The sequence below is a fragment of the Escherichia sp. WS33 genome (assembly GCF_046486385.1).
Lineage (GTDB): Bacteria > Pseudomonadota > Gammaproteobacteria > Enterobacterales > Enterobacteriaceae > ECMA0423.
Genome location: NZ_JBJQLJ010000003.1, coordinates 141,166 through 164,449, shown reverse-complemented (window position 1 = coordinate 164,449; position 23,284 = coordinate 141,166). Strand labels below are relative to the sequence as shown.

Annotated in this window: 20 protein-coding genes; 12 read left to right on the top strand and 8 right to left on the bottom strand. The window is 52.9% G+C overall.

Annotated features, from left to right (window positions below):
• The first annotated feature begins 216 nt into the window (after positions 1–216).
• Together mdtQ and ACJHXA_RS04200 are read left to right on the top strand one after the other, a co-directional pair.
• The gene (gene mdtQ / locus ACJHXA_RS04205) at positions 217–1,653 is read left to right on the top strand and encodes a multidrug resistance outer membrane protein MdtQ (RefSeq protein WP_001078114.1); all 1,437 of its coding nucleotides are present in this window, start codon (positions 217–219) and stop codon (positions 1,651–1,653) included.
• Between the two features lie 52 nt (positions 1,654–1,705).
• On the top strand, positions 1,706–2,467 hold the full coding sequence (locus tag ACJHXA_RS04200; protein ID WP_000079523.1) for an SDR family oxidoreductase: 762 nt from the start codon (positions 1,706–1,708) through the stop codon (positions 2,465–2,467).
• Between the two features lie 129 nt (positions 2,468–2,596).
• On the opposite strand, the gene ACJHXA_RS04195 is transcribed toward ACJHXA_RS04200, so the two are convergent.
• Entirely contained in the window at positions 2,597–3,175 is a 579-nt protein-coding gene (locus tag ACJHXA_RS04195) for a DedA family protein (RefSeq protein ID WP_000365433.1), read from the bottom strand.
• 169 nt (positions 3,176–3,344) lie between these two features.
• On the opposite strand from ACJHXA_RS04195, the gene ACJHXA_RS04190 reads away from it, so the two are divergent.
• Together ACJHXA_RS04190 and pbpG are read left to right on the top strand one after the other, a co-directional pair.
• Positions 3,345–3,932 carry a Yip1 family protein gene (locus ACJHXA_RS04190; RefSeq protein WP_001533076.1) on the top strand — a complete coding sequence of 196 codons (588 nt, stop codon included), beginning with the start codon at positions 3,345–3,347 and terminating at the stop codon, positions 3,930–3,932.
• A 173-nt stretch (positions 3,933–4,105) separates the two neighbouring features.
• Positions 4,106–5,035: a D-alanyl-D-alanine endopeptidase gene (gene pbpG, locus ACJHXA_RS04185; RefSeq protein ID WP_001367079.1), complete on the top strand. Its 930-nt coding sequence runs from the start codon at positions 4,106–4,108 to the stop codon at positions 5,033–5,035.
• Between the two features lie 37 nt (positions 5,036–5,072).
• On the opposite strand, the gene dld is transcribed toward pbpG, so the two are convergent.
• A complete protein-coding gene (gene dld / locus ACJHXA_RS04180; protein WP_000097369.1) occupies positions 5,073–6,788 on the bottom strand; it encodes a D-lactate dehydrogenase in 1,716 nt (571 codons plus the stop codon).
• Between the two features lie 195 nt (positions 6,789–6,983).
• Here dld and bglX point away from each other — a divergent pair, with 195 nt between their 5' ends.
• From bglX to yehW, 5 genes are all read left to right on the top strand, one after another.
• On the top strand, positions 6,984–9,281 hold the full coding sequence (bglX, locus tag ACJHXA_RS04175; RefSeq protein WP_000871512.1) for a beta-glucosidase BglX: 2,298 nt from the start codon (positions 6,984–6,986) through the stop codon (positions 9,279–9,281).
• A gap of 210 nt (positions 9,282–9,491) precedes the next feature.
• Complete coding sequence (osmF, locus tag ACJHXA_RS04170; protein WP_001130307.1) at positions 9,492–10,409, top strand: glycine betaine ABC transporter substrate-binding protein OsmF; 918 nt, start codon at positions 9,492–9,494, stop codon at positions 10,407–10,409.
• 6 nt (positions 10,410–10,415) lie between these two features.
• Positions 10,416–11,573 carry a glycine betaine ABC transporter permease YehY gene (gene yehY / locus ACJHXA_RS04165; protein ID WP_000221772.1) on the top strand — a complete coding sequence of 386 codons (1,158 nt, stop codon included), beginning with the start codon at positions 10,416–10,418 and terminating at the stop codon, positions 11,571–11,573.
• The gene (gene yehX / locus ACJHXA_RS04160) at positions 11,566–12,492 is read left to right on the top strand and encodes a glycine betaine ABC transporter ATP binding protein YehX (protein WP_000569325.1); all 927 of its coding nucleotides are present in this window, start codon (positions 11,566–11,568) and stop codon (positions 12,490–12,492) included. The genes yehY and yehX overlap by 8 nt, the downstream gene beginning before the upstream one ends.
• Before the next feature lie 4 nt (positions 12,493–12,496).
• The gene (gene yehW, locus ACJHXA_RS04155; RefSeq protein WP_000783120.1) at positions 12,497–13,228 is read left to right on the top strand and encodes a glycine betaine ABC transporter permease YehW; all 732 of its coding nucleotides are present in this window, start codon (positions 12,497–12,499) and stop codon (positions 13,226–13,228) included.
• Here the strand turns inward: yehW and ACJHXA_RS04150 are convergent.
• Together ACJHXA_RS04150 and mlrA are read right to left on the bottom strand one after the other, a co-directional pair.
• The gene (locus ACJHXA_RS04150; RefSeq protein ID WP_001216963.1) at positions 13,209–13,316 is read right to left on the bottom strand and encodes a protein YohO; all 108 of its coding nucleotides are present in this window, start codon (positions 13,314–13,316) and stop codon (positions 13,209–13,211) included. The two genes, yehW and ACJHXA_RS04150, sit on opposite strands and share 20 nt — an antisense overlap.
• Positions 13,317–13,375: 59 nt before the next feature.
• Entirely contained in the window at positions 13,376–14,107 is a 732-nt protein-coding gene (mlrA, locus tag ACJHXA_RS04145; protein WP_001240401.1) for an HTH-type transcriptional regulator MlrA, read from the bottom strand.
• A 221-nt stretch (positions 14,108–14,328) separates the two neighbouring features.
• Here mlrA and btsS point away from each other — a divergent pair, with 221 nt between their 5' ends.
• From btsS to ACJHXA_RS04130, 3 genes are read left to right on the top strand one after another with little or no spacing between them, the layout of a single operon-like run.
• Positions 14,329–16,014, top strand: a complete 1,686-nt coding sequence (btsS, locus tag ACJHXA_RS04140) for a two-component regulatory system sensor histidine kinase BtsS (RefSeq protein ID WP_001295431.1) — start codon at positions 14,329–14,331, stop codon at positions 16,012–16,014.
• Positions 16,011–16,730 (top strand): two-component system response regulator BtsR, encoded by a 720-nt coding sequence (btsR, locus tag ACJHXA_RS04135; RefSeq protein ID WP_000598641.1) that lies wholly within the window; start codon positions 16,011–16,013, stop codon positions 16,728–16,730. The genes btsS and btsR overlap by 4 nt, the downstream gene beginning before the upstream one ends.
• Positions 16,731–16,776: 46 nt before the next feature.
• Entirely contained in the window at positions 16,777–17,247 is a 471-nt protein-coding gene (locus tag ACJHXA_RS04130; protein ID WP_001295430.1) for a DUF1456 family protein, read from the top strand.
• A 40-nt stretch (positions 17,248–17,287) separates the two neighbouring features.
• Here the strand turns inward: ACJHXA_RS04130 and ACJHXA_RS04125 are convergent, their stop codons facing one another.
• The 4 genes from ACJHXA_RS04125 to ACJHXA_RS04110 form a co-directional block, all read right to left on the bottom strand.
• Positions 17,288–17,749, bottom strand: a complete 462-nt coding sequence (locus ACJHXA_RS04125) for a YehR family lipoprotein (protein ID WP_001295429.1) — start codon at positions 17,747–17,749, stop codon at positions 17,288–17,290.
• Between the two features lie 124 nt (positions 17,750–17,873).
• Entirely contained in the window at positions 17,874–19,874 is a 2,001-nt protein-coding gene (locus ACJHXA_RS04120; RefSeq protein ID WP_001317947.1) for an SWIM zinc finger family protein, read from the bottom strand.
• Positions 19,871–21,007, bottom strand: a complete 1,137-nt coding sequence (locus ACJHXA_RS04115; RefSeq protein ID WP_001533072.1) for a vWA domain-containing protein — start codon at positions 21,005–21,007, stop codon at positions 19,871–19,873. Before ACJHXA_RS04115 ends, ACJHXA_RS04120 begins: the two co-directional genes overlap by 4 nt.
• Complete coding sequence (locus ACJHXA_RS04110) at positions 21,000–23,279, bottom strand: DUF5682 family protein (protein WP_001294423.1); 2,280 nt, start codon at positions 23,277–23,279, stop codon at positions 21,000–21,002. Before ACJHXA_RS04110 ends, ACJHXA_RS04115 begins: the two co-directional genes overlap by 8 nt.
• Between the last annotated feature and the right edge of the window lie 5 nt (positions 23,280–23,284).

The window sequence follows — 23,284 nt, the reverse complement described above, 5'->3', positions numbered from 1 at the left end:
CCTTTATTTGTGAGTGCTGAATAAGTATAGGAAAAAACGAAGCCCTTTGCCGTTATCCATAAACGATTAAGATAAATCGGAAGATATCATTCACTTAGTGTATATTTTTCTGGATATGTCGTTTTATTGCTACTGATGTATTGCCACGCGAAACTAAAAAATATATCGCAACACACGGTAATCTCCGCGCACCTTTTCTTACCTGATTATTCCCCCATGAATCGTGATTCCTTTTATCCCGCCATCGCCTGTTTTCCGCTGTTACTGATGCTGGCCGGGTGTGCGCCTATGCATGAAACCCGCCAGGCATTAAGCCAGCAAACGCCCGCTGCACAAGTTGACACCGCATTACCCACGGCGCTGAAAAATGGTTGGCCAGACAGCCAATGGTGGCTGGAGTATCACGATAATCAACTCACTTCCTTAATTAACAATGCACTACAGAACGCACCGGATATGCAGGTGGCTGAACAGCGCATTCAGCTAGCTGAAGCCCAGGCGAAGGCAATTGCTACTCAGGATGGTCCGCAGATCGACTTTTCTGCGGATATGGAGCGGCAAAAAATGTCGGCAGAAGGCTTAATGGGGCCGTTTGCTCTGAACGATCCGGCCGCAGGTACGACCGGTCCGTGGTACACCAACGGAACTTTTGGCTTAACGGCGGGCTGGCATCTCGATATCTGGGGAAAGAATCGGGCGGAGGTTACTGCCCGCCTGGGTACGGTTAAAGCACGGGCGGCGGAACGCGAGCAAACCCGCCAATTGCTGGCTGGCAGCGTAGCCCGCCTGTACTGGGAGTGGCAAACCCAGGCGGCGTTAAACACGGTCTTGCAGCAAATAGAAAAAGAGCAGAACACCATTATCGCGACCGATCGCCAGCTATATCAGAACGGGATTACTTCTTCAGTTGAAGGTGTGGAAACCGATATTAATGCCAGCAAAACCCGGCAGCAGCTCAACGATGTCGCGGGGAAAATGAAAATTATTGAGGCACGGTTAAGCGCACTTACAAATAACCAGACAAAGTCATTGAAGCTTAAACCGGTCGCGTTGCCGAAAGTGGCAAGCCAGCTTCCTGATGAACTGGGGTACTCCTTACTGGCCCGGCGGGCAGATTTGCAGGCGGCGCACTGGTACGTTGAGTCATCGCTAAGCACCATTGATGCGGCAAAAGCGGCATTTTATCCTGACATCAACCTGATGGCCTTCCTGCAACAGGATGCGTTGCACTTAAGCGATCTGTTCCGTCATTCCGCGCAGCAAATGGGCGTTACGGCAGGCCTGACGCTACCCATTTTCGATAGTGGTCGTCTTAACGCCAATCTCGATATCGCAAAAGCCGAAAGCAACTTGTCTATCGCCAGCTACAACAAAGCGGTGGTTGAAGCGGTGAATGACGTGGCGCGGGCAGCCAGTCAGGTTCAGACACTTGCGGAGAAAAACCAGCATCAGGCGCAAATTGAGCGCGATGCCTTGCGTGTGGTAGGTCTTGCGCAGGCGCGCTTTAACGCGGGCATCATTGCTGGTTCCCGCGTCAGCGAAGCCAGAATCCCCGCGCTGCGTGAGCGGGCCAATGGCCTGTTATTGCAAGGGCAGTGGCTGGATGCTTCCATTCAACTCACTGGTGCGTTGGGCGGGGGTTACAAACGCTGATGATATGCGCCTTCTATACTTAACGTTTATTCAGCGTTAAGTGGAGAACTCGATGGCACAGGTTGCGATTATTACCGCCTCCGATTCGGGGATCGGCAAAGAGTGCGCGTTATTACTGGCGCAGCAGGGGTTTGATATTGGCATTACCTGGCACTCAGATGAAGAAGGGGCAAAAGATACCGCGCGTGAGGTAGTTAGCCACGGCGTACGTGCGGAGATTGTGCAGCTGGATCTCGGTAAACTGCCAGAAGGTGCACAGGCGCTGGAGAAACTCATTCAACGGCTGGGGCGTATTGATGTGCTGGTGAATAATGCGGGCGCAATGACCAAAGCGCCGTTTCTTGATATGGCTTTCGATGAGTGGCGCAAGATTTTTACCGTTGATGTCGATGGTGCATTTTTATGCTCACAAATTGCGGCCCGCCAGATGGTGAAACAAGGGCAGGGTGGTCGCATCATCAACATTACGTCGGTACATGAACATACGCCGCTGCCGGATGCCAGCGCCTACACAGCCGCTAAACATGCGCTCGGCGGGTTAACCAAAGCAATGGCGCTGGAGTTGGTCAGGCATAAGATTTTGGTGAACGCAGTCGCACCTGGGGCGATCGCTACGCCAATGAACGGCATGGATGATAGCGACGTGAAGCCCGACGCGGAGCCTTCGATTCCTCTGCGGCGTTTTGGCGCAACGTATGAGATTGCCAGCCTGGTGGCGTGGCTTTGTTCGGAGGGCGCAAATTACACCACCGGGCAGTCGTTGATAGTGGATGGCGGCTTTATGTTGGCGAATCCGCAGTTCAACCCAGAATAGCGCAGTGAGGTGTGTGGATATTTCAATGGGTAAAATTTTGGTAGGCATGATAAGACGCACAAGCGCCGCATCAGGCATGGTGCACCGGATGTCGGATGCGGCGCGAACGCCTTATCCAGGGCAATGGTTTTACGCCTGATTATCCGGCTTTTTCTTCCCGCGTCGTTTCAGCCACCAGCGCACGCCTACCACCAGAACCACGACCAGAATCAACCAGACCCAGTGCTTCAAATGCTGATCGAGATTGTGCAACCACGGCGCAATCACCTGACCACCAGCGTAACCGATAGTGGTAAAAATCAACGCCCAGGCAAATGCGCCGAGAATATTAAGCGGCAGAAAGATTTTCGGCGGCAGCTGGCTGGCACCAATCAGCGTCGGGCCAATCACCCGAAAGCCATACATAAAGCGCGTACCAATGACAAACAGATACGGATGGCGTTGGATAAGTTTCTGCGCCCGCTCAATTTTATCCTGATGTTTCGAGAAACGGCGTAACAGCTTGCCGCCAAACCGCCGCCCGCACAGATAAAGCACCTGGTCGCCAATCATGCCGCCAAGCGCCACAGAAAGTACCACCAGCGGGAACTTTAATAGCCCCTGATGCGCCGCAACGCCTCCCAGCAAAGTCACGGTTTCACCTTCCGCCAGGCTACCGATCACCAGCGCGGCATAACCATATTGTGAGATGAGTGTATTGAGATCCATAGGCCAGTCTGTCTCCCTTTGGTTGCCTGTAAGCATACACCCTGGAAATCATTCACGCTGAAAAAGGACGTACATCAGACGGTGCAAATTACATGAGCGAACAAAAAATAATCACAAGCTGACTTATACTTGAACTGTCAGGTTCATGAACTCACAACAAGGGGGCGGTATGAGCCATGTCTGGGGACTGTTTTCCCATCCCGATCGTGAAATGCAGGTGATTAATCGCGAAAACGAAACGATTTCTCACCATTACACCCACCACGTTTTGCTGATGGCGGCGATTCCGGTGATTTGCGCCTTCATTGGCACTACACAGATTGGCTGGAATTTTGGCGATGGCACTATCCTGAAGTTATCCTGGTTTACCGGACTGGCGCTGGCTGTCCTGTTTTATGGCGTTATGCTGGCTGGGGTTGCGGTAATGGGGCGGGTCATCTGGTGGATGGCGCGTAATTATCCGCAGCGTCCGTCACTTGCGCACTGCATGGTCTTCGCGGGCTACGTTGCAACTCCGCTGTTTTTAAGCGGTCTGGTGGCGCTTTATCCGCTGGTCTGGTTGTGTGCGCTGGTCGGCACGGTGGCGCTGTTTTACACCGGCTACCTGCTTTACCTTGGTATTCCGAGCTTCCTGAATATCAACAAAGAGGAAGGCCTTAGCTTCTCTAGTTCGACGCTGGCGATTGGCGTGCTGGTACTGGAAGTGCTGCTCGCCCTAACCGTTATACTATGGGGCTACGATTATCGTTTGTTCTAGAAAGTTCTTTGACGTTGCATTGCTGGCGTAAATGTCAGCAATGCAGCATTTCCTCACGATTCTCCTTTGACGATCGCACTTTTTGCTCGTTATGATGGCGTCGCTAGCCTCAGTAAATCCTTACTCCGGCGGTGCGCAACCCGTGCGCGTGAACCACTATCTGAATGCTCATCATGCCGAAATTTCGAGTTTCTTTATTTAGCCTGGCCCTGATGCTGGCTGTGCCTTTGGCACCGCAGGCCGTTGCGAAAACGGCAGCCGCTACCACCGCTTCACAACCGGAAATTGCCTCCGGTAGCGCGATGATTGTTGATCTGAATACCAACAAAGTGATCTATTCGAACCACCCGGATCTGGTGCGTCCGATTGCGTCTATCAGCAAATTAATGACCGCGATGGTTGTGCTGGATGCACGACTGCCGCTGGATGAAAAACTAAAAGTGGATATCAGCCAGACGCCGGAGATGAAAGGGGTCTATTCGCGCGTACGACTGAATAGCGAAATCAGCCGTAAAGATATGCTGTTGCTGGCGCTGATGTCTTCAGAAAACCGCGCGGCGGCAAGCCTTGCGCACCATTATCCCGGTGGTTACAAAGCCTTTATTAAGGCAATGAATGCGAAAGCGAAATCGCTCGGAATGAACAACACGCGCTTTGTTGAACCTACCGGATTGTCGGTGCATAACGTTTCAACTGCCCGTGACTTAACCAAACTGCTCATTGCCAGCAAACAATATCCGTTGATCGGGCAGTTAAGTACTACCCGGGAAGATATGGCAACCTTCTCTAACCCGACGTATACGCTGCCGTTCCGCAATACTAATCATCTGGTGTATCGCGATAACTGGAATATTCAGTTAACCAAAACCGGCTTTACCAATGCGGCGGGCCATTGTCTGGTGATGCGTACGGTTATCAATAATAAACCGGTGGCGCTGGTAGTGATGGACGCGTTTGGCAAATATACCCATTTTGCCGATGCCAGCCGCCTGCGTACCTGGATTGAAACCGGTAAAGTGATGCCTGTGCCGGCAGCAGCGTTGAGCTATAAAAAACAAAAAGCCGCCCAAATGGCGGCGGGGCAGACGGCACAGAACGATTAAGTGAATTCGGATGGCGATACTCTGCCATCCGTAATTTTTACTCCACTTCCTGCCAGTTTTTCCGTTTACTGGTTTTACCGATCCCCGGATTCATGCTGTTGGTCGGATCGTTCTCGCGATAGAACTTCTGCAACGTCTCCGGTGCTTTATACAAATGACCGACGTTATGCTCGGCAGGGTACTGCGCGCCGCGCTGCTGTAGCAGTTCCAGCATCTGTTCTTTTAACGCATGCACATCCACGCCTTTTTTCACTATGTAATCCTGATGGAAGACATAGCACATAAAATGGCCGTAATAGAGCTTGTGCACCAGCTGGCTGTCGATCTCCGGCGGTAAATGCTCATACCACTCGGTGTCGTTACGCCGCAGAGCGATATCCAACGCCAGAATGTCTTCGACTTCATCGGAATGCACCGCCTGATAACGAATTGCTGCGCCCGCAGCGGCGAAACGGTGTAAAAACGCTTTGCTGCCTTCCTCCGGCGTACAGACAAAGAAATCGCCTTCGGCCTGTTTGAAATAATCTACCAGCCACGATTTGGCTTCACCGACGCCATCGCCCGCCATTTTTAACAGCAGATGATGCTCGTATTTATCGCGCCAGTTTTTCATGCGCGGCGGTAAATGGCTGGGGAACAGGTGACCGAATTTTTGCATCGCACGGTCAGTAAAATGCGGACGGAAGAATTTCACTTTCTCCAGCATCGCATCGGTGCGTCCCTTGAGATTAAAGAAGAACGGCATCTTGTCGGTGCCTAACTTATCAATCATCAGGAAGGTGTCTTTGCCGTATTTTTCCGCAATATCGTAGATATCCCGGTGCATATATTCCCCGGCAACCGGCAGATTTTCGAAGTTAGCCAGAATATGACGGCGGATTTCGGTCAGCACTTCCGGCTGGTTGGTGCCAATATAAAACACCTGCTGATTTTTTTCCGCCTCGAAGGTATCAAGACGTACTGCAAAGACGGCCAGCTTCCCGGCGCAACCAGAAGATTCAAATAACCGATCCGGATCGGCGTTATAACGTGCGGGCGTGTCGGCTTCAATATCACGAACGCGGTGGACATAGTCATAATCGTGGGCGTGACGACCATCGTGACGCACATCGTCATCTTTGATGCGATCATCATCCAGCTTGCTAAGGATCTGCTCCGGCGTTTCGCCCAGATCAATCCCCAGATGGTTCACCAGCGTCAGTTTGCCGTCTTCATTTATACGCGCGAATAACGACATTTCGGTATACGCCGGGCCACGTTGCACCAGCGAGCCGCCGGAGTTGTTACAAATACCACCGATGACCGATGCGCCTATACACGATGATCCAATCACTGAGTGCGGTTCGCGTCCCAGCGGTTTGAGGGCTTTTTCCAGCGAATAGAGCGTGGTGCCCGGATAGGCCAGCACCTGTTCGCCCTTGCCGAGAACGTGCAGCTTGTCGAGACGCAGGGTGCTGATGATCACGATATCGCGATCATAGTCGTTACCGTTTGGCGTCGATCCTTCGGTCAGGCCTGTATTGGCAGCCTGCATCAGAATAATTTTGTCGGCGGTGACGCAGGCTTTCAGCACCCGCCACAATTCCAGTAGTGAGCCAGGGAAAACGACAGCCAGCGCGTCGCCCTGACCAGAACGGAAGCCCTTGCGATAGCGGGCCGTTTTTGCGGGATCGGTGAGCAGGTGTGAATGACCGACCAGACGGGCAAGTTCATTCAAAAAGGCTTTATTATCAGTTGTTGTCATGGAAGACATTTTCCACTCCTTGTGGTGGCGAAAAAATATCACAAACTAGAATAGCGCCTTGTATGACAATTCAGCGAGTGAATATTTTGAAAATTCAGACAATAAACTGAGCATTCTTTTTCTCTCTCCATCATGCTTATGGCAAACTACGGTTTTTGCACCATTTTCGCTGCCTCGTCGGGCAACAGAGGAAGAAAAATCCATATGAAATGGCTATGTTCAGTAGGAATCGCGGTGAGTCTGGCCCTGCAGCCAGCACTGGCGGATGATTTATTCGGCAACCATCCATTAACGCCCGAAGCGCGGGATGCGTTCGTCACCGAACTGCTTAAGAAAATGACAGTTGATGAGAAAATTGGTCAGCTGCGCTTAATCAGCGTCGGCCCGGATAACCCGAAAGAGGCGATCCGCGAGATGATCAAAGACGGTCAGGTTGGGGCGATTTTCAACACCGTAACCCGTCAGGATATCCGCGCCATGCAGGATCAGGTGATGGAATTAAGCCGCCTGAAAATTCCTCTTTTCTTTGCTTACGACGTGCTGCACGGTCAGCGCACGGTGTTCCCGATTAGCCTCGGTCTGGCCTCGTCTTTTAACCTCGATGCAGTGAAAACGGTCGGACGTGTCTCTGCTTATGAAGCGGCAGATGATGGCCTGAATATGACCTGGGCACCGATGGTCGATGTCTCGCGCGATCCGCGCTGGGGACGTGCTTCCGAAGGTTTTGGCGAAGATACGTATCTCACCTCAACAATGGGTAAAACCATGGTGGAAGCGATGCAGGGTAAAAGCCCGGCAGATCGCTACTCGGTGATGACCAGCGTCAAACACTTTGCCGCATACGGCGCGGTAGAAGGCGGTAAAGAGTACAACACCGTCGATATGAGTCCGCAGCGCCTGTTTAATGATTATATGCCGCCGTACAAAGCGGGGCTGGACGCAGGCAGCGGCGCGGTGATGGTGGCGCTGAACTCGCTGAACGGCACGCCAGCCACCTCCGATTCTTGGCTGCTGAAAGATGTTCTGCGCGACCAGTGGGGCTTTAAAGGCATCACCGTTTCCGATCACGGTGCAATCAAAGAGCTGATTAAACATGGCACGGCGGCAGACCCGGAAGATGCGGTGCGCGTGGCGCTGAAATCCGGAATCAACATGAGTATGAGCGACGAGTATTACTCGAAGTATCTGCCTGGGTTGATCAAATCCGGCAAAGTGACGATGGAAGAGCTGGACGATGCTGCCCGCCATGTACTGAACGTTAAATATGATATGGGATTGTTTAACGACCCATACAGCCATTTGGGGCCGAAAGAGTCTGACCCGGTGGATACCAATGCCGAAAGCCGCCTGCACCGTAAAGAAGCGCGTGAAGTGGCGCGCGAAAGCCTGGTGTTGCTGAAAAACCGTCTCGAAACGTTACCGCTGAAAAAATCGGCCACCATTGCGGTGGTTGGGCCACTGGCGGACAGTAAACGTGACGTGATGGGCAGCTGGTCCGCAGCCGGTGTTGCCGATCAATCCGTGACCGTACTGACCGGGATCAAAAATGCCGTCGGTGAAAACGGTAAAGTGCTGTATGCCAAAGGGGCGAACGTTACCAGTGACAAAGGCATTATCGATTTCCTGAATCAGTATGAAGAAGCGGTCAAAGTCGATCCGCGCTCGCCGCAAGAGATGATTGATGAAGCGGTGCAGACGGCGAAACAATCTGATGTGGTGGTGGCTGTAGTCGGTGAAGCACAGGGGATGGCGCACGAAGCCTCCAGCCGGACCGATATCACTATTCCGCAAAGCCAACGTGACTTGATTGCGGCGCTGAAAGCCACCGGTAAACCGCTGGTGCTGGTGCTGATGAACGGGCGTCCGCTGGCGCTGGTGAAAGAAGATCAGCAGGCTGATGCGATTCTGGAAACCTGGTTTGCGGGGACTGAAGGCGGTAATGCAATTGCCGATGTATTGTTTGGCGATTACAACCCGTCTGGCAAGCTGCCAATGTCCTTCCCGCGTTCTGTCGGGCAGATCCCGGTGTACTACAGCCATCTGAATACCGGTCGCCCGTATAATGCCGACAAGCCGAACAAATACACTTCGCGTTATTTTGATGAAGCTAACGGGGCGTTGTATCCGTTCGGCTATGGGCTGAGCTACACCACTTTCACCGTCTCTGATGTGAAACTTTCTGCGCCGACCATGAAGCGTGACGGCAAAGTGACTGCCAGCGTGCAGGTGACGAACACCGGTAAGCGCGAGGGGGCCACGGTAGTGCAGATGTACTTGCAGGATGTGACGGCTTCCATGAGTCGCCCTGTGAAACAGCTGAAAGGCTTTGAGAAAATCACCCTGAAACCGGGCGAAACTCAGACTGTCAGCTTCCCGATCGATATTGAGGCGCTGAAGTTCTGGAATCAACAGATGAAATATGACGCCGAGCCTGGCAAGTTCAATGTATTTATCGGCACTGATTCCGCACGCGTTAAGAAAGGCGAGTTTGAGTTGCTGTAATGCTTTAGTAAGGGCGCGACGTTTGCGCCCTTTGTAGGCCGGATAAGGCGCTCGCGCCGCATCCGGCAGGAAACGCCGGACCGAATATGCCTCTTAAGTATTTATCTGATTCTGCAACTGAATCCTTCCGCTCAAGCTAACCCCGCCATTATCAACTATGCTTTTCTCTTAATTCGCTGAAAACAACAGTAAAAGAATGAGGAAAGCATCATGCCACTCTTAAAGCTCTGGGCAGGTTCACTGGTTATGTTGGCAGCCGTGAGCCTGCCGCTACAGGCGGCTTCCCCCGTTAAAGTCGGTTCAAAAATCGATACCGAAGGTGCGCTACTCGGCAATATCATTTTGCAGGTGCTGGAAAGCCACGGCGTACCGACGGTGAATAAAGTGCAACTCGGAACGACTCCTGTGGTGCGCGGGGCGATTACTTCCGGTGAACTGGATATCTATCCGGAATATACCGGCAATGGCGCTTTCTTCTTTAAAGATGAAAACGATGCAGCGTGGAAAAACGCGCAGCAAGGTTACGAGAAAGTCAAAAAGCTCGATTCGGAGCACAACAAGTTAATCTGGCTGACGCCCGCGCCTGCAAATAACACCTGGACTATCGCCGTGCGTCAGGATGTGGCAGAGAAAAATAAACTCACTTCGCTTGCCGACCTGAGTCGTTATCTGCAAGAGGGCGGCACCTTCAAACTGGCAGCCTCGGCAGAGTTTATCGAACGCGCCGATGCGTTACCCGCGTTTGAAAAAGCCTATGGCTTTAAGCTCGGTCAGGATCAGTTGCTGTCACTGGCTGGTGGCGACACGGCGGTGACGATCAAAGCCGCTGCCCAGCAAACCTCTGGCGTTAATGCTGCAATGGCTTACGGCACTGACGGCCCGGTAGCGGCGCTGGGGCTGCAAACCTTAAGCGATCCGCAAGGCGTGCAACCTATCTACGCGCCTGCACCAGTGGTGCGTGAGTCGGTGCTGAAAGAGTATCCGCAAATGGCACAGTGGCTACAGCCAGTCTTCGCCAGCCTCGATGCAAAAACATTGCAGCAACTGAATGCCAGCATTGCAGTGGAAGGACTGGATGCCAAAAAAGTGGCTGCCGACTACCTGAAACAAAAAGGGTGGACGAAGTAATTTCCCGTGACTTATCTACGTATTAATCCTGTTCTGGCGCTGCTGCTGTTGCTGACGGCAATCGCAGCAGCGCTGCCGTTTATCAGCTACGCGCCTAATCGTTTAGTCTCGGGTGAAGGGCGACATCTCTGGCAGCTGTGGCCGCAAACGATCTGGATGCTGGTGGGCTTTGGTTGCGCCTGGCTGACAGCCTGTTTTATTCCCGCTAAAAAAGGCAGCATTTTTGCACTCATTCTGGCGCAATTCGTCTTCGTATTGCTGGTGTGGGGAGCTGGAAAAGCGGCGACCCAACTGGCGCAAAATGGCAGTGCGCTGGCGCGTACCAGCCTCGGCAGTGGTTTCTGGCTGGCTGCGGCGCTGGCATTGCTGGCCTGTAGCGATGCCATCCGCCGAATCTCCACGCATCCGCTGTGGCGCTGGTTGTTGCATATGCAGATTGCCATTATTCCGCTGTGGTTGCTGTACTCCGGCACGCTTAACGATCTCTCGCTAATGAAAGAATACGCCAACCGTCAGGATGTGTTTGACGACGCGCTGGCACAACATCTGACGTTGCTGTTTGGTGCGGTGCTGCCTGCGTTAGTGATTGGTGTGCCGTTGGGCATCTGGTGCTACTTTTCCACTGCGCGGCAGGGGGCAATTTTTTCTCTGCTCAATGTCATTCAGACCGTGCCTTCGGTGGCGCTCTTTGGCCTGTTGATTGCGCCGCTTGCCGCGCTGGTGACGGCCTTTCCGTGGCTGGGGAAGCTCGGCATAGCAGGAACCGGAATGACACCCGCACTGATTGCGCTGGTGCTCTATGCCTTGCTGCCGCTGGTGCGCGGCGTGGTAGTAGGCTTGAACCAGATCCCGCGCGATGTGCTGGAGAGCGCCAGAGCGATGGGGATGAGCGGGGCGCAGCGATTCCTGCATGTTCAGTTACCGCTGGCGTTACCGGTATTTCTGCGCAGCCTGCGGGTGGTGATGGTGCAAACTGTAGGTATGGCGGTGATTGCGGCGTTAATCGGCGCAGGCGGTTTTGGTGCGCTGGTTTTCCAGGGGCTGCTAAGCAGCGCCATTGATTTAGTGTTGCTGGGGGTGATCCCGGTAATTGTTCTGGCGGTGCTGATCGATGCCCTGTTCGATTTGCTTATCGCACTGCTGAAGGTGAAACGTAATGATTGAATTTAGCCATGTCAGCAAACTGTTTGGCGCACAAAAAGCCGTTAACGATCTTAATCTCAATTTTCAGGAAGGGAGTTTTTCGGTGCTGATTGGCACATCTGGCTCCGGCAAATCCACCACCTTGAAAATGATTAACCGCCTGGTGGAACATGACAGCGGAGAGATCCGCTTTGCCGGAGAAGAAATTCGCTCGCTGCCAGTACTGGAGTTGCGCCGCCGGATGGGCTATGCCATTCAATCTATTGGCCTGTTCCCCCACTGGAGCGTGGCGCAAAACATCGCTACCGTGCCGCAATTACAAAAATGGTCGCGGGCACGGATTGACGATCGTATCGACGAATTAATGACGCTACTGGGGCTGGAGTCAAATTTGCGTGAGCGTTATCCGCATCAGCTTTCCGGTGGTCAGCAGCAACGTGTGGGAGTGGCGCGCGCACTGGCTGCCGATCCGCAAGTCTTACTGATGGATGAACCTTTTGGCGCACTGGACCCGGTAACGCGCGGCGCGTTGCAACAAGAGATGACGCGCATTCACCGTTTGCTGGGGCGCACTATTGTGCTGGTCACTCATGATATTGATGAGGCGCTAAGGCTGGCAGAACATCTGGTATTGATGGATCACGGTGAAGTGGTGCAGCAGGGGAATCCGCTGACGATGCTGACTCGTCCGGCGAATGATTTTGTCCGCCAGTTTTTTGGACGTAGTGAACTGGGGGTGCGCCTGCTTTCGTTACGTAGTGTGGCGGATTACGTGCGTCGCGAAGAACGGGCAGAAGGTGAGGCACTGGCAGAAGAGATGACGCTACGCGATGCGCTCTCCCTGTTTGTCGCGCGGGGATGCGAGGTGCTGCCGGTGATGAACACGCAGGGCCAGCCTTGCGGCACGCTGCATTTTCAGGATCTGCTGGAGGAGGCGTAAGCGTATGAAAATGTTGCGCGATCCGCTGTTCTGGCTCATTGCTTTGTTTGTGGCACTGATTTTCTGGCTGCCTTACAGCCAGCCGCTGTTTGCTGCCTTGTTCCCACAACTGCCACGACCCGTTTATCAGCAAGAAAGTTTTGCAGCTCTGGCACTGGCTCATTTCTGGCTGGTGGGAATTTCGAGTTTGTTTGCGGTGATCATTGGCACTGGTGCCGGAATTGCTGTCACTCGCCCGTGGGGCGCGGAATTTCGCCCACTGGTGGAAACTATTGCCGCCGTTGGACAGACTTTTCCGCCTGTCGCAGTGCTGGCGATTGCCGTTCCGGTGATCGGCTTTGGTCTGCAACCAGCGATTATCGCCTTGATCCTTTACGGTGTGCTGCCCGTCCTGCAGGCGACACTTGCCGGGCTGGGAGCGATTGATGCCAGCGTGACAGAAGTTGCGAAAGGTATGGGAATGAGTCGTGGTCAGCGACTGCGTAAGGTCGAGCTACCGCTGGCGGCTCCGGTGATTCTGGCGGGCGTGCGAACTTCGGTGATTATCAACATTGGTACGGCGACGATCGCCTCAACGGTAGGGGCCAGCACGCTGGGTACGCCCATCATCATCGGGCTTAGCGGATTTAATACCGCGTATGTGATCCAGGGGGCGTTACTGGTGGCACTGGCGGCGATCATCGCAGACCGCCTGTTTGAAAGGCTGGTGCAGGCGCTTAGCCAGCACGCAAAATAAAGGTATAACCTGCGAGCATGACGCCACCAATTCCGCCTAACGCCATAAACAGGAACAGGGCGATGACCCCAATTTTAGCTATGCGCATATTGCACTCCTTATGTTAACGAAAGGATTGTACAGTAAAGCGCATTTGTTAACGAATCATTAAATGCCGAGTGGGAAAATATCATGGCCTTGTTCTTGCCAACTGGTGAGTTGCTGCTGTTGGGCGGAGGTTCGATTTTCACCGCACCACACCAGCAATGTACGGCCTTCGAATAGTTCAGGGCGTAGTTGATTGAGCGAGTGGGCGAGGACATCAATGCGCCATCCTTGTTGACTGGCAATCCAGCCCTCCAGCCACAGACGGGTGGTATCCTGAATATTCCAGCCAACCACCAGCGCATCTTTACCCTGTTTTTTACGTGCCGAAGCCAGACAAATGGCGATGTAGTTGATCAGTACGCCGTCGAGGATCGCCAGCAGCGCCTGGAGAGTCGGTTGTTGGCACTGAAGCCGTCGGCGCAGAGGAATAAACAGATGTGTGGTGAGTGTCTGGGCGGGGTAATCCTGACCGCGCTCTTTGATCCACGTTCGCAGGCTATGCAGATTGCCGCTTTGCAGGTAGGTCAGTAATGTTTCTTGCTGATCGCGCCAGCCGTTCTGCACATCAACATTTTCATTACTGAGCAGCATTTTAACTTTGCTGACCTGCACGCCGTTGTCGATCCAGCGTTTGATCTCGCGGATACGGTCAATATCGGCATCGTTGAACAGTCGATGACCGCCGTCTGTCCGTTGCGGTTTCAGCAACCCGTAACGCCTCTGCCACGCGCGTAACGTGACAGGGTTAATATCACAAAGCAACGCCACTTCACCAATTGTGTAAAGCGCCATCGTCTCACCCTTGCTCGCGAGGTCCCGGTTTAACTTTAGACGCAGTTTTGCGAACCAGGTAGTTTTGCCCGTTTTTTGTGCATCTATAGGGTGATTTTATTTTTGCCAGGCGATTTTGAGTGATCGTACTCACGAATTCTCATTTTTCTGCAAGAGTTCAAAGAAAGTTAAACGCAGGCAATGTATGTTACGCGTTTTAAAGGGAAGTGTGGTTTGCGGGTATGTACGATTTTAATCTGGTGTTGCTGCTGCTTCAGCAGATGTGCGTTTTTTTAGTCATTGCGTGGTTAATGAGTAAAACGCCATTATTCATACCGTTAATGCAGGTCACGGTTCGTCTGCCGCATAAATTTCTCTGCTACATCGTCTTTTCCATCTTCTGCATCATGGGCACCTGGTTTGGGTTGCACATTGACGATTCTATTGCCAATACCCGTGCGATAGGCGCGGTAATGGGCGGCTTACTCGGCGGTCCGGTCGTCGGTGGGCTGGTTGGTCTGACCGGCGGCTTACATCGATATTCGATGGGGGGCATGACCGCGCTAAGTTGCATGATCTCAACCATCGTTGAAGGATTGCTCGGCGGCCTGGTACACAGCATCCTGATCCGTCGCGGGCGCACTGATAAAGTCTTTAACCCCATTACCGCCGGTGCCGTCACGTTCGTCGCTGAAATGGTGCAAATGCTGATCATCCTTGCGATCGCCCGACCTTATGAAGATGCGGTGCGTCTGGTGAGTAATATTGCTGCACCAATGATGGTCACCAATACCGTCGGCGCGGCGCTGTTTATGCGTATATTGCTCGATAAACGCGCGATGTTTGAAAAATACACTTCTGCTTTTTCTGCCACTGCGCTGAAAGTGGCAGCCTCGACGGAAGGCATTTTGCGACAGGGGTTTAACGAAGTGAACAGCATGAAAGTGGCTCAGGTGCTGTATCAGGAGCTGGATATTGGTGCAGTCGCGATTACCGATCGAGAGAAATTGCTGGCCTTTACCGGAATTGGTGACGACCACCATTTACCCGGCAAACCGATTTCTTCGACTTACACCTTAAAAGCGATTGAAACCGGTGAAGTGGTCTACGCTGATGGCAACGAAGTACCTTATCGTTGCTCTTTGCATCCGCAATGCAAACTGGGGTCGACGCTGGTAATTCCGTTGCGTGGCGAAAATCAGCGCGTGATGGGCACCATCAAATTGTATGAAGCCAAAAACCGTTTATTCAGTTCAATAAACCGCACGCTGGGCGAGGGGATTGCGCAACTGCTTTCGGCGCAGATTCTTGCCGGGCAATATGAGCGGCAAAAAGCGATGCTCACCCAGTCAGAAATCAAACTGCTTCACGCCCAGGTGAATCCTCATTTTTTGTTTAATGCGCTTAACACCATTAAAGCGGTGATCCGCCGCGACAGCGAACAGGCCAGCCAGCTGGTGCAGTATCTTTCCACTTTTTTCCGCAAAAACTTAAAGCGGCCTTCGGAGTTTGTTACTCTCGCCGACGAAATTGAACATGTGAACGCTTATCTGCAAATTGAAAAGGCGCGCTTCCAGTCGCGGTTGCAGGTCAACATTGCTATTCCGCAAGAATTATCCCAGCAGCAATTGCCCGCGTTTACCCTGCAACCGATAGTGGAAAACGCCATTAAACATGGGACATCACAACTGCTGGATACAGGGCGAGTGGCAATCAGCGCCCGACGTGAGGGGCAACATTTGATGCTGGAGATCGAAGACAATGCCGGTTTGTATCAACCGGTAACCAATGCCAGTGGGCTGGGGATGAATCTGGTGGATAAGCGTTTACGTGAACGGTTTGGCGATGACTATGGGATAAGCGTCGCCTGTGAGCCTGATAGTTACACCCGAATAACGTTACGACTACCATGGAGGGACGAGGCATGATTAAAGTCTTAATTGTCGATGATGAACCGTTAGCACGGGAGAACCTGCGCGTATTTTTGCAGGAGCAGAGCGATATTGAAATCGTTGGAGAGTGTTCAAACGCCGTGGAAGGGATCGGCGCGGTGCATAAACTGCGCCCGGATGTGCTGTTTCTCGATATCCAGATGCCGCGCATCAGTGGTCTGGAAATGGTGGGGATGCTCGATCCGGAACATCGTCCGTATATTGTTTTTCTCACCGCGTTTGACGAATACGCTATTAAAGCCTTTGAAGAACATGCTTTTGATTATCTGCTGAAGCCAATTGATGAAGCGCGACTGGAGAAAACGCTGGCGCGATTGCGTCAGGAGCGCAGCAAGCAGGATGTTTCGCTGTTACCGGAAAATCAACAGGCGCTGAAATTTATCCCTTGTACGGGGCATAGTCGGATTTATTTGCTGCAAATGAAAGATGTGGCATTTGTCAGCAGTCGGATGAGCGGTGTCTACGTTACCAGCCACGAAGGGAAAGAGGGCTTTACCGAATTGACATTACGTACCCTGGAAAGTCGTACACCACTACTGCGCTGCCATCGTCAGTATCTGGTTAATCTCGCGCATTTACAGGAGATTCGTCTGGAAGATAACGGCCAGGCCGAGTTGATTTTGCGTAATGGCTTAACCGTGCCGGTCAGCCGCCGTTATCTGAAAAGCTTAAAAGAGGCGATTGGCCTGTAAAAGACTGCTAAAATGGCTTTTTGCCTCATCAACACCTGAAGGCCTCATGCTAAGTAACGATATTCTGCGCAGCGTGCGCTACATTTTGAAAGCCAATAATAATGACCTGGTGCGTATTCTGGCGCTGGGTAATGTCGAAGCCACCGCGGAACAGATCGCCGTCTGGCTACGTAAAGAAGACGAAGAGGGTTTTCAGCGTTGTCCGGACATTGTTTTGTCGTCATTCCTCAACGGCCTGATTTATGAAAAACGCGGCAAGGATGAGTCTGCTCCGGCACTGGAGCCGGAACGTCGCATTAATAACAACATCGTGCTGAAAAAATTACGCATCGCGTTTTCGCTGAAAACCGATGACATTCTGGCTATCCTCACCGAACAGCAGTTCCGCGTTTCGATGCCGGAAATTACAGCGATGATGCGCGCACCGGATCATAAAAACTTCCGCGAATGCGGCGATCAATTTTTACGTTATTTTCTGCGTGGACTGGCAGCGCGCCAGCATGTGAAGAAAAGCTAAGACGGGTATGGCGGCCATGCGAAACATGGCCGCCGACAGATTATTTCACTTCTTTAAAACCAGCGGCTTTCATCACCAGTTCCATTTGCGCCATAGTGATACCTTTTTTGGCATCTTCAGCAGAAACGTTGATTCCTGAAATACCCTGCAGGGCTTTAAAATCCACTTTTTCCATATCGATAGTCACGTTTTCCTGCGCGTAGGTATCTGTATAGGTTAATTTTTCTTCAACACCCGCGATGTTTTTGTATTTGGCGCTTAACGGCTCAAGTGTCTTGGCAGCGTCTTCTTTGGTGGTTGCACCAATAGAAGCAAATTGAATTTTGGTTTCAGAAGATTGCTTAAGCACCTTGTCACCTTTGTAGACATAGGTAATGGCAATTTCAGTGCCGTTCAGATTGGCGCTGAATTTCTTCGATTCTTCTTTGTCACCGCAGCCAGCAAGAGAGAAAACCAGAACAGATGCAACAACGAGGGAAAACAGCTTATTGAAAGCCTTCATGTAAAACTCCATTTTATTTAATCAAGAAACTGGTGACTCTCACCAGGGGCTATATAGAATATGCCTAATACCGTGACGTGAGCAGTCCGGAACTGGAGTAGAACTCTTAGTAAAAAGCACTATTTCATCCTTGTTGCTGAAGCATGGGGAATAATTGTTCGCAAAGTAAAACACCGTTATTCATTGCTTCTACCCGTGCCTCGCTTTCTGTATTACGAAATTGTCCCAACACATGTGCCAGCCGATAAAAACCGACCGCGGAGAGGTCATTCGCCAGCAACTCTGCCTGACTAATAGCGCTCTGTTCCTGATAGCGCCAGCCGTTATGGAGCAGTTGAATAAGTAACGCCTGGCAGCGCATCAGCAACTGATGAGCGGTAGACGGCACAGGCAAAACGCTGGCAGAAGGTAGCGGTGCCACAGGCGCAGTTTCCGCGTCCAGCGCCCAGGCGCGGGTTTTTGTCATCATCACCCGTGGTTCCAGTGTCAATTGCCCATCAACAAAACTGACAAAGCCAGAAACCAGACTCACGGGGTCGTCTGTTTGTTGCAAAAGCGCCGCCATGCGTTCAACGGCAAAAGGAGAACAGGCAGATGCCGGAAGGGATAACGTCAGGAGATTATCTTCACCTTCGCCGCTGATTACCTGCGCATCCAGCGTCTGGCGGCTGCTATCCCAACCGAGCGAAATACACTCAGCGACCGGCAGAATAAATAAGTTATCGACCTGATTAAGAGGCCGTATGCAGGCGGGGGGACGCTGGCGTAAATATTCCCGCAAAGCCACAATGCCCGGCTGGCGTAACGGCGCGCTCAACATTTGCCAGGCATCAGGCGACAGCGGCACAACGCTGCTTAAGCGGTTGCGGGTAGCTAACAGCAGCTCGCCATCGGCACTGCGTTTTGCTGCTTGTGAAACAATTTGCCCACCCGCCAGTGCGCCAGCCTGAAAACTAAACAGCCGACGCGTAGCTGCCGGTGAGTTTTCCTGTTCACTTCGCGGCCAACTGCGCGAAAGGTGCAAAATACTGCCGGTGTCGGGATCGGTAAACCAGATGCGTAAACCATAATGCTCAATATCCTGCCAGCAACGCATACCTAAAGACACCAGCCGCAGATGATCAAGCTTTGCTTCTCCGGCAATGCCAGAGCCAACGACCGTGCGCCACGGCACAGGAGGAACTTCACCAACACTGTCGCGCCGGGCCATCTCTTGTGCGCAATTTAATCGACTGTTTAATGCCGCAAGCTGACGTAAGCATTCTCCGGCATGATAGTGGCTGGCGCGAGTGTGGAAGGCATCAACGCTTGCCCGTAGCTGTCGTAGTGATTCACTCACCCAGCGCCAGTTGCAGGCCTCTGCCGCCTGCAATGCGCGGTTGAATGCTGCCTCGTAGTGAATAAGCGGCTGGCTGATGCCGCCAAGCCATAATGCCTGGCTTAATTGCTGAACATATTGACGACACGTTTGGCCTTCTTCGCTGGCAAACGGATCGTCAGATGATGTGACGTGTTCGCTGCGCATCTGCCAGATTAAATGGTTAAATTCTGCTTGCTGCGCTTTGGCCTCGACGAAGGCCTGCACAGCCAGTACGACATGTTCGCAAAGTGTGCCTTCAATACAATCACAACGGGCGAAACGAATACTGCTACGGGAATAAAAACGCACATCGCTCATCGGTAAGCGGGCAGAGGGAATTTCGCCCGGCGCACAGAACAACTCAATGGTGATGCCTTTAGCGACCAGCGCCTGCGCGCGTTTGCGGGTGGCATCGGGCAGGGTAGCCAGTTCTTCCAGCCAGATTGCCGGATCCCACTCTTCTTCTTTTTCCGTGGGCTGGACGGTGGCACAAAGTCGTTGATAACTTAACACCAGCATCACGCGATGACGGCACATGCCGCTGGCCCCGCAGCTGCACTGAGCCTCTTTCAGTGCCTGGCTGTTCGCCAGCTGGGTACGGACACCGTCACTGAAGGTGGCGATTAAAGCGCCGTTCTCATGGCTGATTTCCGGGACGTTGCCATTTTCCAGTTCCTTAAGACTGCGCTTAACAAAACCGGCATTGCTTAACGCCGTCAGTGCCTGCGGTGTCAGTTCTAATAATTCCGGACGTAGTGAATTCATGACTGAAGATTCTCCGCAAGCCATGATGCCAGCTCGCCCGGCGTCATGGCGGCTATTTGTGCGCCGACATTAACCAGCGTCTGGGCCGTATCGCGGTCATAGCAAGGCGTTGCGGTGCTATCGAGCGCTGCCAGTCCCAGCACTTTGATGCCGCTCTGGACACACTTTTTCACCTGATGCGTCAGCAATGATGATGAACCCCCTTCGTAAAAATCGCTCACGAGGATAATGACGCTTTTTGCTGGTTGTTCAATAAGTTGCCGACCATACTCCACGGCACTGGCGATATTGGTCCCGCCGCCCAACTGTACTTTCATTAATAACTCTACCGGATCGGCAACGTCTGCCGTGAGATCAACCACGCTTGTGTCAAACGCCACCAGATGGGTACGAATGCCGGGTAACTGCCACAAACAGGCCGCCATCACCGCAGAGTGGATCACCGAGTCCACCATCGATCCGCTTTGATCAACCAGTAAGACCAGTTGCCATTGTTCGCTTTGGCGTTTAATGCGGCTGTTAAAGCGGGGGGATTCGATATACAACTTGCCGTGTTGCGGGTGCCAGTGTTGCAGGTTGGCGCGCAGAGTACTTTTGAAATCAAAGTTTCGCGCCAGTGGAATTAATGAGCGGCGACGGCGATCGCGGACACCAGAAAAAGCCTGACGAACTTCCTTTGCCAGTCGCGCCATAATTTCTTCAACAACCTGGCGCACTATCTGGCGGGCGGCAGCCAGTACTTCGGGATTCATCAGATGTTTGGTGTGCAAAACGGCGCGTAGCAGGCTTTCCGAAGGCTGCATACGTTCCAGCACGTCGAGATTCGTCACCACATCTTCAATGCCGTAGCGCAGTACGGCATCGCTTTCCAGTCGCTCAATCACCTGTTGCGGAAACAGAGTGTGAATACTGTTGATCCACTCAGGGGTGGTGAGATTTGAGCCACCTAATCCACCAGAGCGTTCACCACGCTGGAGCCGTTCAGGATCGCGCCCATACAGCCACTCCAGCGCGTGGTCTATCTGCCGGGCGTTGTCATCCAGCCCACAAAGCGTCGTTTCTGCCGCTTCGCCAAGAATTAATCGCCAGCGTTGTAGCTCACGGGTGGTCAGAAGATCGTTCAGTTCAGACATGGAAAACTCCCCAGTTTTGCAGCGATGCCAGTGCCTGCTGTTCGAGTTGTTGATGATGTGCAATGGCCTGTGGTGGACAATGCAACGGCATTTGCAGCGCCGAAACGGGAAGTTGCGCCAGTTGATAATGCTCAAGCACCTGATGCGCCAGCGTCCCGCGTTCTCGTGGTGGTAGCCAGGCCATCGCCGCGCGTAAATCGGGCAGGGCATTGATAAAATCGGCATCACTTAGTTGATTTAAATGACTGCTGAAACCGGCGATAAATGTCGGCTGACAGGCCAGTTGATGGCGGGCCAGCGCCAGCAAACCGTGCAGCGCTTCGCCGGATTGTGCCGGGGATAACTGCGCCAGCATCGTCAGCGCCGCTTCGGCACTGGCGTTAGGATGTTCCAGACGCATCAGTGCGCCATGAGCCGCGCCGCGATCCAGCGCCGGGGCATGAATTGCCTGACTGCGTCGCTCCAGTAAGGCTACCGCCGCAGAAAGAGAAATGCCGGGGAGTTGCACACCGCTATGTAGATCGCGCAGGATATGACACAACGCTTGCCAGCTATGCAGGTGAGCGTGAAACTCCTTTTCATCTGGTCTGCCGTTAGATTCACATAGCCACAGCGTGCGATCGATAGCCGCGCATAACGTCGTTTGTAATATCTGCGCGCCTTGCATACCGCTAATTTCATCCAGCCGCCATAAGGCATATAGCACTTCCAGCGCCTGGCCCATTTCGGCAAATTGATTTTCCTGGGCGATTAATAATGTGAGTTGCTCCAGTAATTGTTGACTGAAGGACGCCAGACCCGCTAACGCCGCCTGGCTAAGACATGTGGTGATACTGCCGATTCCACCCGCGTCCAGCATATCGGCTTCTAATTTATGGCGTGCGGCTTCCTGGAGTGTTGCACCAAAGCAGGCGGCCTCAATCAATGCCGCATGCTGGCTAAGCGGGCGGGTTAATTTCCAGCGTTCTTCACCGTTGCCTGCAAGTGTCAGTGTGCTTCCCTGCTGGCGCACAATCCCTGGGATCTCCAGTATTGCCAGCCGATGTAACACCTGACTTTGCGCTAGTCCATTGGGGTTAAAGCGATTTAAGGTAAGCTCCGCCGGAAGGGAGATTGCGGTACGTTCCAGTTCGCAGGTGACATCTTTTGGCAGAGGAGGTTGTGGCGTAGAAGGGGCAAGTTTACCGAATCCGTCACCCGCTAATGTGTCTATCAACGTTAGCAGAATCGGATCGGTGTCGGGATGAATAACGCCGCGATAGCTCCACGGCAACGGCGCATTCAGGGCTTCTTTAATCAGCGATCCTGCTATGGCATCCAGCCAGTCAGTGCGTAACGGTAGTGTATGACCGCGCAACTGTGCCAGTGCCATCGCATGCAGATGAGCGGCAGCCATATCCGCGGTCGAAGCAGGCAACTTGTGCTGGCGCAAACGGGTGAGAACCGTTTTTAGCAGTTGTTCTCCCGCCTGCTGTAAGCCCCACTGCCAGCACCAGTTTTGCCAGACCGGGGCAGGCATTCCGGAAAGGTATCCTGCCAGCACATCAAGGCGCTTTTCACTGTAGGGGGTGAGATAACAACCTGTAACGGCATCTGCCAGCGACGGCAATTCTGGCGTGTTAATTTCCTGCGGGCATTCGCGCCACATTTTTGCCAGTACCGGAGCGTGCCAGCCACCGCAGACAACTAACACGTCGCCATTATTTTGCTGCATCGCCCATCCAATCCAGCGGGCCATAAAGGCTTCGCGCAGACGATTGAGAGCATCTCCGGGGGAGTCGCCCCGCAGTTGGGCAAAATAGTGCGCCAGTGCAGAGGGTAATGCAGTTTGCTGGCTTTCATCTTCGAACAAGTGATCCCACAGGGTGTCGCTGTTATCCATGCGGGTGGCACGCAGCAGCAAGGCCTGGCTTTCCTCTTGCGTATCAGGCGAATCGTCCACTTCTTCACTCTGCGCCCAGCAAGGCAAATCGATGAAGTAAGTTTGTGCCTGAATACGACGTGCGGCTTGTAGCGCCTGCCACTCCGGCGAAAATTCAGCAAATGGCGTCCAGGCACCACGCCCGGGGGCTGCACCGTCCTGATACTGGCAATAACTGTAAATAGCTACCGGAAGCTGGTGGGCTAAAAACAGTTCGTCTACCCGGTCATTAAAATCAGCCGGGCCTTCAATCAATACGTATCGTGGCCGCTGGCTTTCGATTAACGATTTCACCAGCCGGGCGCAGGCCGGACTATGATGCCGGATGCCGACAATTAACGGCTCGCTCATGCATC

Excerpts from the sequence above, each read along its gene's own strand:
- mdtQ (WP_001078114.1), top strand. The coding sequence starts at position 217 with ATGAATCGTGATTCCTTTTATCCCGCCATCGCCTGTTTTCCGCTGTTA.
- ACJHXA_RS04200 (WP_000079523.1), top strand. The coding sequence starts at position 1,706 with ATGGCACAGGTTGCGATTATTACCGCCTCCGATTCGGGGATCGGCAAA.
- ACJHXA_RS04195 (WP_000365433.1), bottom strand. The coding sequence starts at position 3,175 with ATGGATCTCAATACACTCATCTCACAATATGGTTATGCCGCGCTGGTG.
- ACJHXA_RS04190 (WP_001533076.1), top strand. The coding sequence starts at position 3,345 with ATGAGCCATGTCTGGGGACTGTTTTCCCATCCCGATCGTGAAATGCAG.
- pbpG (WP_001367079.1), top strand. The coding sequence starts at position 4,106 with ATGCCGAAATTTCGAGTTTCTTTATTTAGCCTGGCCCTGATGCTGGCT.
- dld (WP_000097369.1), bottom strand. The coding sequence starts at position 6,788 with ATGTCTTCCATGACAACAACTGATAATAAAGCCTTTTTGAATGAACTT.
- bglX (WP_000871512.1), top strand. The coding sequence starts at position 6,984 with ATGAAATGGCTATGTTCAGTAGGAATCGCGGTGAGTCTGGCCCTGCAG.
- osmF (WP_001130307.1), top strand. The coding sequence starts at position 9,492 with ATGCCACTCTTAAAGCTCTGGGCAGGTTCACTGGTTATGTTGGCAGCC.
- yehX (WP_000569325.1), top strand. The coding sequence starts at position 11,566 with ATGATTGAATTTAGCCATGTCAGCAAACTGTTTGGCGCACAAAAAGCC.
- yehW (WP_000783120.1), top strand. The coding sequence starts at position 12,497 with ATGAAAATGTTGCGCGATCCGCTGTTCTGGCTCATTGCTTTGTTTGTG.
- ACJHXA_RS04150 (WP_001216963.1), bottom strand. The coding sequence starts at position 13,316 with ATGCGCATAGCTAAAATTGGGGTCATCGCCCTGTTCCTGTTTATGGCG.
- mlrA (WP_001240401.1), bottom strand. The coding sequence starts at position 14,107 with ATGGCGCTTTACACAATTGGTGAAGTGGCGTTGCTTTGTGATATTAAC.
- btsS (WP_001295431.1), top strand. The coding sequence starts at position 14,329 with ATGTACGATTTTAATCTGGTGTTGCTGCTGCTTCAGCAGATGTGCGTT.
- btsR (WP_000598641.1), top strand. The coding sequence starts at position 16,011 with ATGATTAAAGTCTTAATTGTCGATGATGAACCGTTAGCACGGGAGAAC.
- ACJHXA_RS04130 (WP_001295430.1), top strand. The coding sequence starts at position 16,777 with ATGCTAAGTAACGATATTCTGCGCAGCGTGCGCTACATTTTGAAAGCC.
- ACJHXA_RS04125 (WP_001295429.1), bottom strand. The coding sequence starts at position 17,749 with ATGAAGGCTTTCAATAAGCTGTTTTCCCTCGTTGTTGCATCTGTTCTG.
- ACJHXA_RS04120 (WP_001317947.1), bottom strand. The coding sequence starts at position 19,874 with ATGAATTCACTACGTCCGGAATTATTAGAACTGACACCGCAGGCACTG.
- ACJHXA_RS04115 (WP_001533072.1), bottom strand. The coding sequence starts at position 21,007 with ATGTCTGAACTGAACGATCTTCTGACCACCCGTGAGCTACAACGCTGG.
- ACJHXA_RS04110 (WP_001294423.1), bottom strand. The coding sequence starts at position 23,279 with ATGAGCGAGCCGTTAATTGTCGGCATCCGGCATCATAGTCCGGCCTGC.